Here is a 13,699-nt window from a genome sequence, read left to right as displayed (position 1 = left end):
ATCTCTCCTGTTGGGGGCGTCCGCAGGACGTGTCAGGCCACGCCCGGTGTCATCAACTCGGTGGTCATGCGGGCAATCGCGCGGATATCGGCAAAGTTTTCCGGCACGATTTTCGTCAGCGGCACCTGAATGTCGAACTGCGCCTGAAGCAGCTCGATCAGGTCGAAGAAGGCGCTGGAATCGAGAATGTTCAGCTCCAGCAGCGGCGTGTCGGGCGTCAGCGCCTGATCTTGGCCAAGGCCGTAATTCTCTTCGATAATCTCAAGGATCTGTTGTTCCATAATCGGGTCCAGTCTTCAGGGTCAGGGTTTTTCGCCGATCAGCAGGACACGCGGTCCCGCCAGCGATGCGGCACGCACGTTCACAAAGCCCGCCGCGCGGAAACGTTCGAGATATTGCCCCGTCGTGCTTTCGATGCCGCCATCGCAGGAGACGAGCATATTGATCGACAACAGAGCGACAAAGGCGGGGCCGGACAGGTCATCATCAAGCGGTGTCTCGCTGGCGATGAAGGTGGCTTTGGGGGGCAGGGCTGCAAAGAGGTTGGACAGGATCGTGGCTTGGGTCTCGGCGCTGTAATCATGCAGCATCCAGCCCATATGCACGAGATCGGCCGAAATCTCGGGCAGGTTCCCCGTGATCACATCCCCTTCATACACCGCGATGCGCCCGTCCATGCCCGCCTGCGCTAGTTCCTTGCGCATATGGGTCGCGGCCTCGGGCAGGTCGCAGACCGCGGCGTCAAGCCGCGGATTGGCCGCCAGCACCGCGCGCGGCAATGCGGCGCGCCCCGAGCCGATATCGAGGAAGCTGCGATAGGGGGTGAAGTCGAAGTCACGGGTGAAGCTTTCCACGAAAGGATCGGCCAGCACGCTGAGGAAGGCGTGGAAATCCGCGACATCGGCAGGGTCCGAATACAGCATCTCGAACCATTTGCGCGGGTCGTTGAAGACCTTCTCGCGCTGGTTGCGGTTCTCGCGGATGCCAGCGGCGGCCTGTCCCCAGAGCGGGTAGAGGAATTTGGCCGCATGGCGGGCCAGCCCGCCCATATAGGCTGCGCCGTCCCGCAGCAGATAGGGGCGCAGATCGGCGGGCAGCGCGAAGCCCGCTTGGGTGCGGCTCAGAAAGCCCATCGTTGCCAGCGCGATCAGCAGTTGCTGGCCCGAACTTTCGGGCAGGGCGCAGGTGGCGCAGATCTCGCGGGCCTCGGCCCCGTCGCGGGCGGCCTCGAAAATGCCAAGCTCGTAGCCACTGATCAGCGCCTGTGCGTTGAAAAATGACAACAGGGTGCCGCTGACATGGGCAAGGGGAGTGTCCATGAATTGGTCCTCAGTTCAGGAAGGTCGACATGTCGGCGCAGACGGCACGGAAGGCCTCGACGAAACGGTCGGCCTGATCCTGCGTCAGCGTCAGAGGGGGTTGCAGACGGATGACGGTGTTGGAATTCGCGGTGACGAAGGTGAGGATGTTGTGATCCTGTGCCAGCTTGGTGACGAAGCGCATGCAGAACATTTCCGACAGCGACCCTTCGAAGCGGCGCATCGCGTCCAGCAGGTTCTCGCGGACCTGATCGGGCAGGAAGCGCCATGTCATGTGCCAGTCGCCGGGCAGGCGGGTGGCAAATTCATGCGCCCCTGCCGAGACCGCCCCCGAGAAGTCGGCGGCAAAGGCCACCGCCAGCATCAGACCCTTGCCGCGGATCTCGCCGATAAAGGGGAATTCGGCGGTGGCTTCGGCCAGCTTGTGGCGCAGCGCCTCACCGACCCGATGGGCATTGTCCATCACCGTCCCGTCGGCCATCGCCTCCAGCGTGGCAAGCCCCGCAACTGCGGCCATATTGCCACCTCCAAAGGTGGAGCTATGCGCCACGAAGCGGTCACTGCTGCCATAGGCACGGTCCCATGTCTCCGCACGGCACAGCGTCGCGCCAATCGGCATCAGACCGCCCGAGAGCGATTTCGACAGGCACAGGATATCGGCATGGATGCCCTCCCACTGGCTGGCCAGAAAACGCCCCGTGCGCCCCATGCCGGTCTGCACCTCGTCAAGGATCAGCAGCACGCCATAGCGGTCACACAGCTGGCGGACGCCGCGCAGATAGCCCTCGGGCGGCACATGCACCCCGCCTTCGCCCAGGATCGGCTCGACGATGAACGCCGCGATATCGCCTTGCGACAGAACCGCTTCCAGCGCGTCCAGATCGCCAAAGGGCACAGAGACCGTGCCCGGCAGCAGCGGGCGGAACGGGCGCTGGTGTTTGTCGCGTCCGGTCACCGAAAGCGCGCCGAGGGTCTTGCCATGATAGCTGTTCTCGACATGGGCGATGATGTGGTGCGCGGAGGCGGCGCGCGCCAGTTTCAGCGCGGCCTCGATGGCCTCGGTGCCCGAATTCGAGAAGAACACCCGCTCCATCCGCCCGCCCACGGTCTGGCACAGCCGCTCGGCCAGCAGCGCCGTCTGTTTTGGGAACGAGACATATTGCACGAAATTGGGCTGCGATCCGGCCAGAAACGCCTGTAGCGAGGTCACCACGGCGGGCGGGTTATGCCCCAGATTGAGGCAGCCATAGCCCGCCACGAAATCCAGATAGTCCTGCCCCTCGGTATCGGTCAGCACCACGCCCTGCGCCGTCTCGAAGACGCGGTCGCAATGCAGGGTCTGCAGGAAATCGGCCAGATAGGGGTTGATATGGCGGCGGAAACGCTGCGCGGTATCATAATGGGTCTGGCTGTGGCGTTCGGGGAGGATCGGTTGCGCGGTCAGCCCGCTTTCCTTTGGGCGGTCGGTGCAGTGATAGCGGCGGAAGCTGGCAACGAACGAGGGCTCGACGCGCTGGCCATAGGAGGCCAGCGGATCGGGGGCAAAGCCATGCCGCTGGGCGATCTCGCCAATCGCCAGCACCTTCTCGCTGTCCAGACTGCGCCCGATGGAATAGATCTCGGCGCGGCCTTCCAGCGCCAGCACCAGCGTTTCGGCCAGACAGGCATTGAGTTGCTGCTTGATGGTCAGGTTCAGGCTTTCGCCGCCGATCCGCACCTGATCGGAAGCGGTCACACAGCCGCCATCGATGATCAGGATATCCTCGCGCTGGGTGGCCACGCTTTCCTCGACATCGCGCGGCAGCGCCACATCGATCACGATCGAACCGGCGGCAAGGCGATGTGCGTCGATCACCCCGCCCGCCGATGTGGCGGCCACGAAAAAGCGGGTCTCGCCATAGAAGGCCGAGATATCGCCGCTCAGGCGCAGCTTGTGGTGCCAGCGTTCGGGCAGATGCGCGAGCAGATCCTCGGGTTTGGCCCCTTGGCGGTGGACAAGATCCAGTTCGACGCCTTCCTCCAGCAGCAACCGCGCAATCACCAGCGCGATAGAGCCGGGATAGCCCACGATGCAGACACGGTGATCGCTGGGGCGTAGCTGCATCCAGCGCATGACCTGTTGCAGCGCCCGATAGGCGGCATAAGCGGTCAGGGAATTGCCGCTGGTGACAGGAACGGGGCTGGCATTGGCGACCTCGATCCCGCGACGCCCGACGATAGAGGTGAACCCGCCCAGCCCGACCAGATCGGCCCCGTCAGCGGCCAGCGATTTCGTGCCTTGGATGACGCGGCGCAGGCTGCCTTGAGCGTCATGGATCATTTCCTGTGCGGTCAGCGGCAGATAGCGCACCTGACCCGAGGTCTCGGCCCCTGTCGCGCTGACGATGCGGTCGAAATTCATGAAGGGCACAAGGTTGTTATGCGACCAGAGATCGCGCGAATAGCCGCTGTGGAAATCCTGGCTGCTGCGCTGCACCAGATCGAGCATTTTCACATAGCGTTTCAAAGGGACAGAGGTCGGATGGGCGATGAAACCGAAGCGCATGGCTAGATCCTTTCTTCGGTATGGGCGCGGAGCGGGCGGTTGCGCCGTCCCGCCAGTTGGTCTTGCTGCCAGCCCGAAACATGGGCCAGAGACATGCCGTCGCCCTCGTTGTTATGGGCCAGATTGACGGTAAAGAGATTGATCCGCCCGCGTTTGCGTAGATCATGGCGCAGGGCGTCGGGGTCGAATGTGTTGATGGCGCGGGTCACGACCTGATAGCCGCACATATCCTGCTGGCTGTCCTGCGTGCCCAGATTGAGCACCCGCATCTGCCGGGACGTGCGGTTGAACAGGATCCGCTCCTGATACGAATTGATGGCCGAGAGGCCGCTATTGGCCAGCACGAAAATGGTCACGCTCAGGTCGCGGCGCGCCCCGTTGGCAAGGGCGTTTTCCAGCAGGCTGGGCAGGATGTCGGGCACCAGAGCGCGTGCCCCGTCCCCGACAAAGACCAGCAGATCGGTGGCGGCGGTCTGCGCCAATGCGACCGTTGCGGTATAGGCATCGCCCATCAGCGCCCGCCCGTACCAGCCCGAAAAGCCCGCGCGGGTTCTGGGCAGGTTGCGGATGGCCGAGATGCCGCAGCGTCCCACATCGTAAAGCCCCGTGAAATCGTAGCCCTCGGCCTCGATCATATGGCGCAGGAGCGCGCCCAGCTGACCGAAGAAATAATTGGGTGTCATCGGCAGGACGGGCAGGCTGCTGGACAGGTCCTTCTCGCCCTCGCGGGCCAGTGCGATCGCAGCACGGCGGCGGGCCAGCAGGGCGTCGGAGATATCCAGCCGCGCCAGAAGATAGGCAAGGGCGGCTTCGGGGTCGTGGCGGATCGCCAGATCGGCAAAGGGGGCGAGGTGGTCGCTGCGGCGGACGATCTGCGCAATCTGGAACTGCTGGCGCAGCTTGCTTTCACCGAAAGGCGTGGCCGCCTGCGAGATCTTGTCCTCCATGAAAATCAGCGCCTGCGTCTCGCGCGGGGCAATCCGGCCGCCGCGATACAGATAGCGGTAGACCGGATCGGAAAAGCCATAAACACCAAGCGTGCCGAGATAATTGGGGTTGGGACGCCCGTTGTGATGGCTGGCCACCATGCCCGGATGCAGGATGCTGTCGACCAGCGCGATGCCGCTTGCCTCGGCCAGCTCGGTCACAAGCTGGCGGCAGCGGGGCGGCAATGCGCCGGGCTGTAAAAGCAGGCGTTCGGCATCGCCATTGACCAGATCGACCAGATCATCCAGCGCGGCGGGCGGCGCGTGGCTTTGCGTCTGGTCCTGTGCGGGGACGGGGATGCAGGGGGCGGGAACGCGGGGGGTGGGCGGCGCGGCCATATTCATGACGGCCTGCGTGGCCAGAATGACCACCGGTCCGCGATCTGCGGCATAAAGCGCCATCGCCTGTTCCAGCCCCCGCGCCAGATCCTGCGGCTCGCTGATATAGACAAAGGGCACACCGCGCGCATGCAGCACGTCGCGACTGTCGAATTCGGGGTTGATGGTGGATTGGAACGCATACCACAGCGCCGGTTTCTGTTCGGCGCAGATCAGGAAACCGCGCGCGCGGGTCTCGTAGAGATTGGCAAAAGTGCCGCGGAATTCATCGATCATTCCCGAGGTGACGATGGTGACCGAGGGCTTTTCGTAAAGCTGCCAGTTGGCCATCGCCCCGCAGGCCAGAGAATGCTCGTTCGGGCCGCGCAGGACAGGCACGTTCTGCGCGGCGGCCTGATCCTCGAACGCTGTGATCAGGCTGGAGACCACAGAGCCGGTGTAATATTGCAAGACCCAGTTCGACCCCGCCTGCTGCGCCAGAAACGCCGCAAGCGTCGAGGCCATAAGGCTGGTGGGGCGTTTCTGGCTACCGGGACGGATCTTGCGATTGGCAAGGCTCAGTTCGTAGAAATCCATCCATAGCGACAGCAGATGGGCGCGCAGCACATCCATATCGCCGGGCAGCAGGCAGCGGATGAAATTCATCGGGTGGATATGGTAATGCGGCATCTCCGCCGACTGGAACACGGCGGTCGAGGTCGGCGTCTGGAACGCCTGCAGGTTGCGCGCGCGCAGCCGGTCATAGAACCAGTTCAGATCATTCTCGATCTCGGCGGTCGAACGCCCTGCGTGATAGGGGTCGGAATAATCGATATAGGCCATACCGATGTGATGCACGTTATCGCGCCGGTCACAGGCCTGAAGCCTGTCAAGCGCGCCCGACAGGCTCTGGGCATGCACGACATTCAGCGAAAGCCGGTTCTGATGCCCCGCAAGGGCGCGGATCGCGCGGGTCCGCGCCGTCTGGTAATGCGGTCCGGCCTCGGGCATGGCGTGGTCCAGCACGCTCCAGTCACTGTCCAGCGTGACCTCGTCGAACAATGTGTCGCGCAGGTCGGAAATCACCGAGGCACCGGCGTGGAACAGGTCTGCATTGCGCGTGACAACTATGACGCTGACGCAAATATCCATAATATCTTCCTTAGGGTCGAAGGGATGTCTGCTGGACCTGTCAGGCCGGAACGGTCAGGGGGAGATCGACGGGGGGCTGGAGGGGGCTGGCGGCGCTCTGGCGTTCGACCGAGATGATGCCACGGTCGCCATCGATCTCGACGATATCGCCGGTGCGGATCTGGGCTGTGGCCGTGCGGGTATTGACCACGGCCGGAATGCCGAATTCGCGCGCCACGATCGAGCTATGCGACAGCGCCGAACCGATATCGGTGATCACGCCGCTGGCCAGCGTGAACAGCGGCGTCCATGAGGCATCGGTAAATCGGGCCACCAGAATCTCGCCCTTCTTGAAGCTTTGCGCCTGATGCGGCAGATCGGTGATCACGCGGGCGGTGCCCACGGTGATGCCGGGGCTTGCGCCCATGCCGTTCAGCTGCCCATCTTCCGCGATTTTCACGCTTTCGGCAGGTTGCGGGACATAGCCGCCCAGCAGGGCCATCGGCGGCTCTTCCGAGCGCAGGTTGATCAGGTTCTCGCGGCGGTTGGCCATGATCAGCGCCGGAGGGAAGGCCTCCTGCGCGGTTTTGCGGCCTGCCACGTAATCGCGGAACAGGGCAAAGTCGATATAGGGGAAATCGGACTGTTTGAGGATATTCTGCCGTTCCAGCCGACCCAGAACCTCGACGATGATCCGGCGATAGAACCATGTCTCGCAAATGAAGGCAGGGCGCACCGTCTCGCGCAGATCGGCCATTTTCGCATAGGTCTTGATGATGAAGCGCAGCTTCATCCGGTCCTTGCGCGACAGGCTGGCCATCAGCGCCTCAGTATCGGCCCCGCGCAGGGCCTCGCTTTGGGCCATGATGGCATCGACATCCACGGGGTTTTCCAGATAGAGCCGGATCACATCGAAGATATAACAGGGATCATCGGCCCAGCGGGGCAGGGTCAGCTCGAATTCCTGCCGCCCGCGCGAGCCGAATTCCTCCATGAACGCCTTGAACGCGCCGGTCAGAAAGGCGCGCCCCTCGGCGGTGCTGTCCAGCGCCCTGCCCAGATCGGCGCTGGGGGTGCGGCGGATCAGGTCGGCAAGGGCGGGCTGAGCGCGCACGGTTTCCGTAAGGGCTGCGATGCCGCGTGTGACCTCGATGGTGCGCAGATTGTTCAGCGAGGCCTTGATCCGGTTTTCCAGCCCCTTGCCCTGCGTTTTGAACAGTTTCTGGCAGGTCTCGGCCAGCGCGTCATAAAGCGCGAAGCTCTGCAGGAAAAAGGGCATATAGGCCGCGCAGGCCGCGCGGAAGGCGATATCGATACGCTCCAGCTCGGCATTCAGTTCGGGCAGGCTCATCTGTGGCAGGTCCAGCGCCAGAGAGGCGGCGGTGCGGGCCTTGCGCTGTTGGACCATCGCCTGGGCGGTTTTGTCGGCCGTGCGCAGGTTATGCACCTGCTGGCGGGCCCAATGCCCGACCGCCCGCAGATATTCCAGCCCCTTGGGCGGCACGCCATAGGGGTTGGTATGGGCGCGCAGATCCACATCGTCGGTGGCGTAACGCTGGGTGAATTTACGCATGTCGCGGGTCGGCGGGCATTGCGTGAGCATGAAGGCCGAGGCGGAGATGTTCAGATAGACATGGCCGCGCACATACCCCATGAAGGTATGCGGTTCGAGAAGCTTGCGCAGGCCCATCGTTTTGACCGCCGGCCCGTGGATATGGTTCTGGTAGAAGCGGCAGAAAGACAGGCCCAGCGGCGACATCAGGCCGGTCACGATCTCGCCGGTATCCATCCGCGAGAACAGCGCGTTTTCACGGCGCTCGGGGTCGGTCTCGTCGCTATCGGCATAGACCTTCGTGTTCTGGTCCTGTGCCAGTGTGGTGATCGGGCGGGCCTGCAGGATCCAGAGCGTGTCCCCCTGTATGGCCCATTCGATATCGAGATCCAGCCCCGCATAGGCGGCAGAGCGCATAAGCCGGTCGGCCAGCCCCGCCAGTCTGCAGGCGGTGTCTTCCGACAGGGTCGGGCTGTCGATCTTGTGGGCGGGCGTCTCGACAAGGGCGATGCCGCCACTGCGCTGGGGCAGGGTGCTCATGGTCTTGGCGCGGATGGTATGCGAGAGCAGTGTCAGGCTGTCGCGGGCCACGATATAGCTGTCGGTGCTGACCTGACTGGAGACCAGCCCCTCGCCCACGCCCCACGCGGCTTCGATCCGCATGGTCTGGGCGTTATTGGCCATCGGGTCCTGCGTGAACAGCACACCCGCAATATCGGCATCCACCATATGCTGCACGACAACCGCAATCAGCGGCGCGCTGCTGTCTTCGGCGCGCTGTTTGGCATAGCTTTGTGCCGCGCCGTTGAAATAGGACGCCCAGCAGGCGCGCATGGCGGCGATGACCGCGTCGGCGCCGCGCAGGTTCAGGCAGGTCAGGAACTGCCCCGCATAGGAGCTTTGCGCGGAATCCTCGGCGGCGGCAGACGAGCGGACCGCCACCGGCCGGTCGCCCCAACGCGCATAGGCCGCGCGGAGATCGGCCTCCAGATCGGCAGGAAGGGCCGCGGATGTGACCTTGCCCGCAATCTCGGGATCTTGCGGATCAAGCCGGTTGGCTTGCAGAAAATGCGTGAAGGCCTCGGTCGTGATACAGAAGGCCTCTGGCACCGGCAGACCCTCGGCCACCATCTTGTTTAGTGACAGGGCTTTGCCGCCAAGTAGGCTGCGCTGATCGGGGGCCCGCCCGTCAAGCTGGTGTATAAACATCTTGCGGTGTCTCCTTGTATACGCGGGTAGAGCCAGCGCGCTCGGCGCGTTGGGGGGGGATGGCAAGATGGGTGATCAGATACTGGGCGGCCTGACGTCCGGCCTCCATCGCGGATTCCAATGCGCCGACCCCGACGCTGTCCTGATTGGCGAATGTGATCGCGCCCAGAGGCTGGCTGGCCTGTTTGAACAGATCGCGTGCCACCTGACCGGGGCGGGGGGACACAAGCCCGCGTGGCCAGCGATGCAGCCAGACCATCTCCAGCAGGGTCTCCTCAACGCCGATGGCCCGCAGCGCCCGCCGGACCTCGGCCTCGGCGGCCTGCCGTAGCTGTGCGGGCGGGTCATTGGCCAGCCGTCCCTGATCGGCGCGCTGCGGCACGGGTTTCAGGAAGGTCAGGCCGCCGCGCTCGGTCTGCGCCCCGAGGGCCGACCAGCTGGCATTCACGATGCCCCCCGCCTGACAATAGCTGCCGGGTTGGGCGCGCGGGGCCGTGTCGCCAATGAAATAACCGCCGAAGGTCTCGGTCCAGATCGGCTGGGACAGCTCGGCATTGACGATAGCGTAATCCGAATATTCGATCTCGCGCATGGCCGAAAGCTGGCCGACCGGCAACCCCTGCACGATCTGCATCGCGACATCCTTGGGCGTGGCCACCACGACGCCGTCGAAGGCGAAGATGCGGTCCTGACCGCCTTCGTTGACGCAGAGGCTATAGCGGCGCTCGTTCTGCGAGACCTCCGACACGGCGGCCTCCAGATGCAGGGTGAAGCGCGGGGTCTGCGACAGATGCTCCAGCAGACGGCGGGCCACGGCGCCGTTTCCGCCACGACAGCTGAACAGGTCGCCGCGCAGATAGCCCACAAGGAAATGCAGGCCGACATAGGCCGAACAGTTGCTCAGCAACAGCCCTTCGACCGCCAGTGTCGTGGTGATGACCGTGCGGGCCAGCGCACCGATCTTTGCGGGCGGTTGCAGATGTCGGGGCAGCGTCTGCCGCGCGGCGGGATCGAACAGGAACTGCTCTATGCTCAGACGGTCGAGCCGTTCCATATCCTCGCGCGAGATACCGCAGCTTTCCGTCCAGGGCAGGGCAGGGTAGCTGCCCCCGTCCGGCGCGAGGCGGTCCAGAAAAGTATAGAGATCATGAAAGATCGGATCCCCGAGTGACTTGTCCGCCTTGACCAGCGGCTGGTTCGTCAGGCTGGCAAGGCAGAGCTTGGCGGTCAGCCCCCAGAGCTTCGGGTCCAGAAGCGATCTGGGATGCTTGAGGCAGGCCAGAGTGATTGTCGGCAGGCTGCGGACCAAGGCCGAGGTGCGGAACAGCACCTGCATGGAGCGCGTCGTCGAGTGACAGCTGTCGCGCAGCCCGATCTCCCGCAGCAGGGTGTCCGTATCCGAACCCGGTGCCGGAAAGCGAAAGCACGAGCCCGCCGTCGGGAATTCCAGATGGCCATGCGTTTCCAGCCAGGCATTGCCGCCGGGGCTCGAGGCGGCCTCGTAAAGAGTCACCCGCGCGCCCGCCTTGATCAGCTCGTAGGCGGCCCGCAGCCCCGAAAGGCCTGCGCCGACCACGGCAATATGGGGGAGCCCCGGATCGACAAGGGGCAGGACCCGCGGGGCTGTGTCTGGAAATATGCGCCGGTCCACGGTCTATTCCTTGATAAGCGAGGGGTGGGAGTGGGCACGGGGGGCCGCAAGCGCCCGCCACAGCACCAAGAGCGTGACCGCAAAGAAGGGCGCATCGACCAGTAGGATGGCGGGAATGGCACTAAAGAGAAATGTCACGAAACAGCTGAACAGGACGAGCTGGATCAGGCAGGCCACGACCAGATAGCGGTTGGTCAGGAAAGCCAGCCCCGTCAACCCGAGGGCCAGCCCCACAAGGGTTGTCACCAGCGCGACATGTGCGACGATAAAGGCGCTGAGCGGCCCGAGCAGGTTGGCGGCATTGGCGGCGGCCATCAGTTCGAGCGTGGCGGCAACATCCTCGACCTGCGGAAAGGCTTTGGCGATGCCAGCGGCCAGGCATAATCCGCCAGAGATCCAGCGGGCATAATCGACAAGATCACGCGGTTTTTTCTGCCCCATAACGTCCTCAACCGTTACCACTACGTCGCCAAAGATCAACCTTAAGCTGAGTCGTCCGGCGGCGATTTCTGCGCCATGAATGCGTAAAGTTTTGGTTAACAAAACCACCAAAATTGGTTATTTATCATTAAATCACGGATAACTAATAAAAATTATGGATGAGATATTTCGATATCGACTTCCGGTGGCGCAAGCTCTGCGAAGTGACGTAGTGACCTAAAGTTGTATCATGTCAGGTTATAAGCACTTTTCGGCTTTTGCGGCGCGACGACCTCGGACTGAACCCTCGTGTCAAACTGGAGCCGACCGAATGCGTACCGTTGTGATCAATGCTTTGAATTTGGGGAAATTCCACCGCTATTGGCTGGAGCATTTCCAGCTCCGCCGTCGCATTTTCGTGGAACGTCTCGAATGGGATCTGCCGGAGGACGGGGATCTGGAATTCGACAGCTTCGACACACCTGCCGCCCATTATGTGGTGGCGCTGGACGAGGATGACCATGTTTGCGCCCTGTCGCGTCTGGTGCCGACAACCTCGCCCTATATGATCGAGACGCTCTGGCCGGAATGGCCCGGACCGGCCTGTCCGAAATCCCCGAAGATCTGGGAAGCGACAAGGTTTGGCTGTTCTGCCGAGTTGAATGCCGCACAGCGCAAGGATGCGATCAGCTCGCTTTTCCGGACAATCTATGAATTCGGCCAGAACCGCGATCTGGACCATTTCCTGATGGTCATGCCGCAATTCATTTTCGAAAGGCTGATCCGTCGCGCCGGATATGACGTGGATTATATCGGTGATGCGCGGAAATTCGACGGGGTGCCGACCCGATTGGGGCGCGTGAATATTGCGCAAGCGCAGATGCCGCACATGCCGGTCCTGCGTCCGGATTATCCGGCAACGCTGCTGCACCACAACGCCTGACAGGCATCGCAACGTGCCATAATACCAAAAATGCGACACTCCGAACTGTGTGTGTGGTGATGACTGCTTGCGGCACAGAGGTTTCGAACCGCACTGCACGCTGCTCTTCAAAACTACCGGTCGTTTTGCGGTGGTTTGGGAATCGATTGAGCGCTGACCGGTAGTTTTATGACTGTGCAGCTGGGGCCGAGACCACAGCCCGAAGCCACCCGCAGGTTAGCAGGTCGCTGAAGAAGTCGGGCCTGCGGAACACTTTCCTCTGACGCCCGTCGTGCTTTGTCCCTCTTGCGTCGCTGTGGCGCTCCCAACAGGCCCCCGGGCGCCTCACATGGCGAGCAGTTTCGGCAATCTGGCGAGATTGCCTACGGCCATCGTCATGATGAAGCGGGCGCGCGCACTCTCGATGCCGCGCAGCATCGTCTGCGCCATGCCGCCTGGACGGCAACGCGACGTTCACCACGAACAGATCGAAGACGGTGATGAAGCCACCAAGCAAAAGGGCGAAAAGCGGGAGCATGCCAAGGTGGCGAGGGGCGGGTTCGGTCGTCATGTCAACTCCTTCTTCGAGATCATGACGTCTTTTCGCGCACCTCTCATTCTGTTACTATGGGGGAAGTTATCCTATTACTGGCAGCACCATGAACACCCGTCTATTCCGTACTCGTCAGGATCTGGCGGATTTCCTGCGCCGCAAACGCGCCAGCGTACAGCCTGAGGAGGTCGGCCTGCCGCGCAGTCCACGCCGCCGCACCCCCGGCCTGCGGCGCGAGGAGGTCGCGACCGTCGCGGGGATCGGCCTGAGCTGGTATACGTGGCTGGAGCAGGGACGAGACATCCGTGTTTCTGCTCATCTTCTCGACAGCGTCGCGCGCGCCCTTCGGATGAGCCCCGAAGAACGCCAGCACCTGTACCTTCTTGCGCAGAACCGTCCGCCCTCGGCCCCGGCAGATACATGGTGCGAGATGCCGCCGTTGATCCGGGTGCTTCTGGACGACTTGACGCAGCGACCTGCATTCGTGATGAACCTTCGCTGGGACGTGATCGGATGGAATGCCGCGGGCGACGGCCTGTTCGGGTTCTCGGACTACCCGAAGGGCCAGCGGAACATGCTCTGGATGTATTTCGCAGATGAACGGCTGAGCTGTCGCGTGCAGGACTGGCCCCGGCAAGCGGCCCAGATCGTCGCCAGCTTCCGACGTGACTATGCTGCCGGACATCACCGGAGCGACATGCAAGACTTGGCAGATCATTTGCAAACGGCGTCCCGCACCTTTCGTCGCCTGTGGCGCGACCATGACGTGCAGGGCCAATGTGAGGGGCGTCGCAGTTTCGAGATGCCAGACCGAGGTCAGGTTGCATTCGATCATACAACGCTGATCGTCGATCAGGACCGGCATCTGCGCCTCGTATACTACGTGACGGTGGAGGGAAACCCTGCGGACACCCTGTCGATAAGACGTAGTGCTATCGATCTTGCATCTGAATGAACGTTTTGGGCTCGAAGCGGTCATACGGCGGTGCGGCAGGTTGTTTTCGAGGGTCGCGACACCGTATCGACGCGATCGGCCCTATCCGGACATTCAACGGGCCGATCTGCGCGGTGATGTGGTTCACTGAACCAGACA

General features: G+C 62.9%; 10 protein-coding genes. 3 read left to right on the top strand and 7 right to left on the bottom strand.

The genetic code is table 11. From position 1 onward, the window contains the following. Positions 1–32 precede the first annotated feature (32 nt). From RPE78_RS13970 to RPE78_RS13940, 7 genes are read right to left on the bottom strand one after another with little or no spacing between them, the layout of a single operon-like run. Positions 33–281, bottom strand: a complete 249-nt coding sequence (locus RPE78_RS13970) for an acyl carrier protein (protein ID WP_330647127.1) — start codon at positions 279–281, stop codon at positions 33–35. 21 nt (positions 282–302) lie between these two features. Next, on the bottom strand, positions 303–1,319 hold the full coding sequence (locus RPE78_RS13965) for a methyltransferase (protein WP_330647126.1): 1,017 nt from the start codon (positions 1,317–1,319) through the stop codon (positions 303–305). A gap of 10 nt (positions 1,320–1,329) precedes the next feature. After that, the gene (locus RPE78_RS13960; RefSeq protein WP_330647125.1) at positions 1,330–3,864 is read right to left on the bottom strand and encodes an aminotransferase class III-fold pyridoxal phosphate-dependent enzyme; all 2,535 of its coding nucleotides are present in this window, start codon (positions 3,862–3,864) and stop codon (positions 1,330–1,332) included. A gap of 2 nt (positions 3,865–3,866) precedes the next feature. After that, entirely contained in the window at positions 3,867–6,320 is a 2,454-nt protein-coding gene (locus tag RPE78_RS13955) for a hypothetical protein (protein WP_330647124.1), read from the bottom strand. Between the two features lie 40 nt (positions 6,321–6,360). Further along, positions 6,361–9,060, bottom strand: coding sequence for a PEP/pyruvate-binding domain-containing protein (locus RPE78_RS13950; protein WP_330647123.1), 2,700 nt, complete (start codon positions 9,058–9,060; stop codon positions 6,361–6,363). After that, on the bottom strand, positions 9,041–10,711 hold the full coding sequence (locus RPE78_RS13945) for an FAD-dependent oxidoreductase (protein ID WP_330647122.1): 1,671 nt from the start codon (positions 10,709–10,711) through the stop codon (positions 9,041–9,043). Before RPE78_RS13945 ends, RPE78_RS13950 begins: the two co-directional genes overlap by 20 nt. A gap of 3 nt (positions 10,712–10,714) precedes the next feature. Then, positions 10,715–11,152: a DUF6041 domain-containing protein gene (locus tag RPE78_RS13940; RefSeq protein WP_339109605.1), complete on the bottom strand. Its 438-nt coding sequence runs from the start codon at positions 11,150–11,152 to the stop codon at positions 10,715–10,717. 310 nt (positions 11,153–11,462) lie between these two features. On the opposite strand from RPE78_RS13940, the gene RPE78_RS13935 reads away from it, so the two are divergent. From RPE78_RS13935 to RPE78_RS13925, 3 genes are all read left to right on the top strand, one after another. After that, positions 11,463–12,074 (top strand): acyl-homoserine-lactone synthase, encoded by a 612-nt coding sequence (locus RPE78_RS13935; RefSeq protein WP_330647120.1) that lies wholly within the window; start codon positions 11,463–11,465, stop codon positions 12,072–12,074. Positions 12,075–12,402: 328 nt separating this feature from the next. Further along, entirely contained in the window at positions 12,403–12,789 is a 387-nt protein-coding gene (locus tag RPE78_RS13930; RefSeq protein ID WP_330647119.1) for a hypothetical protein, read from the top strand. Then, entirely contained in the window at positions 12,713–13,561 is an 849-nt protein-coding gene (locus tag RPE78_RS13925; RefSeq protein ID WP_330647118.1) for a helix-turn-helix transcriptional regulator, read from the top strand. The genes RPE78_RS13930 and RPE78_RS13925 overlap by 77 nt, the downstream gene beginning before the upstream one ends. Positions 13,562–13,699: the final 138 nt, after the last annotated feature.

Origin of the sequence: Thioclava litoralis, assembly GCF_045278885.1 — a bacterium.
In the GTDB taxonomy this organism is placed as follows: Bacteria; Pseudomonadota; Alphaproteobacteria; order Rhodobacterales; family Rhodobacteraceae; genus Thioclava; species Thioclava litoralis.
The sequence above is the reverse complement of the archived record's forward strand: the minus strand, read 5'-3'. Positions and strand labels throughout refer to the sequence as shown.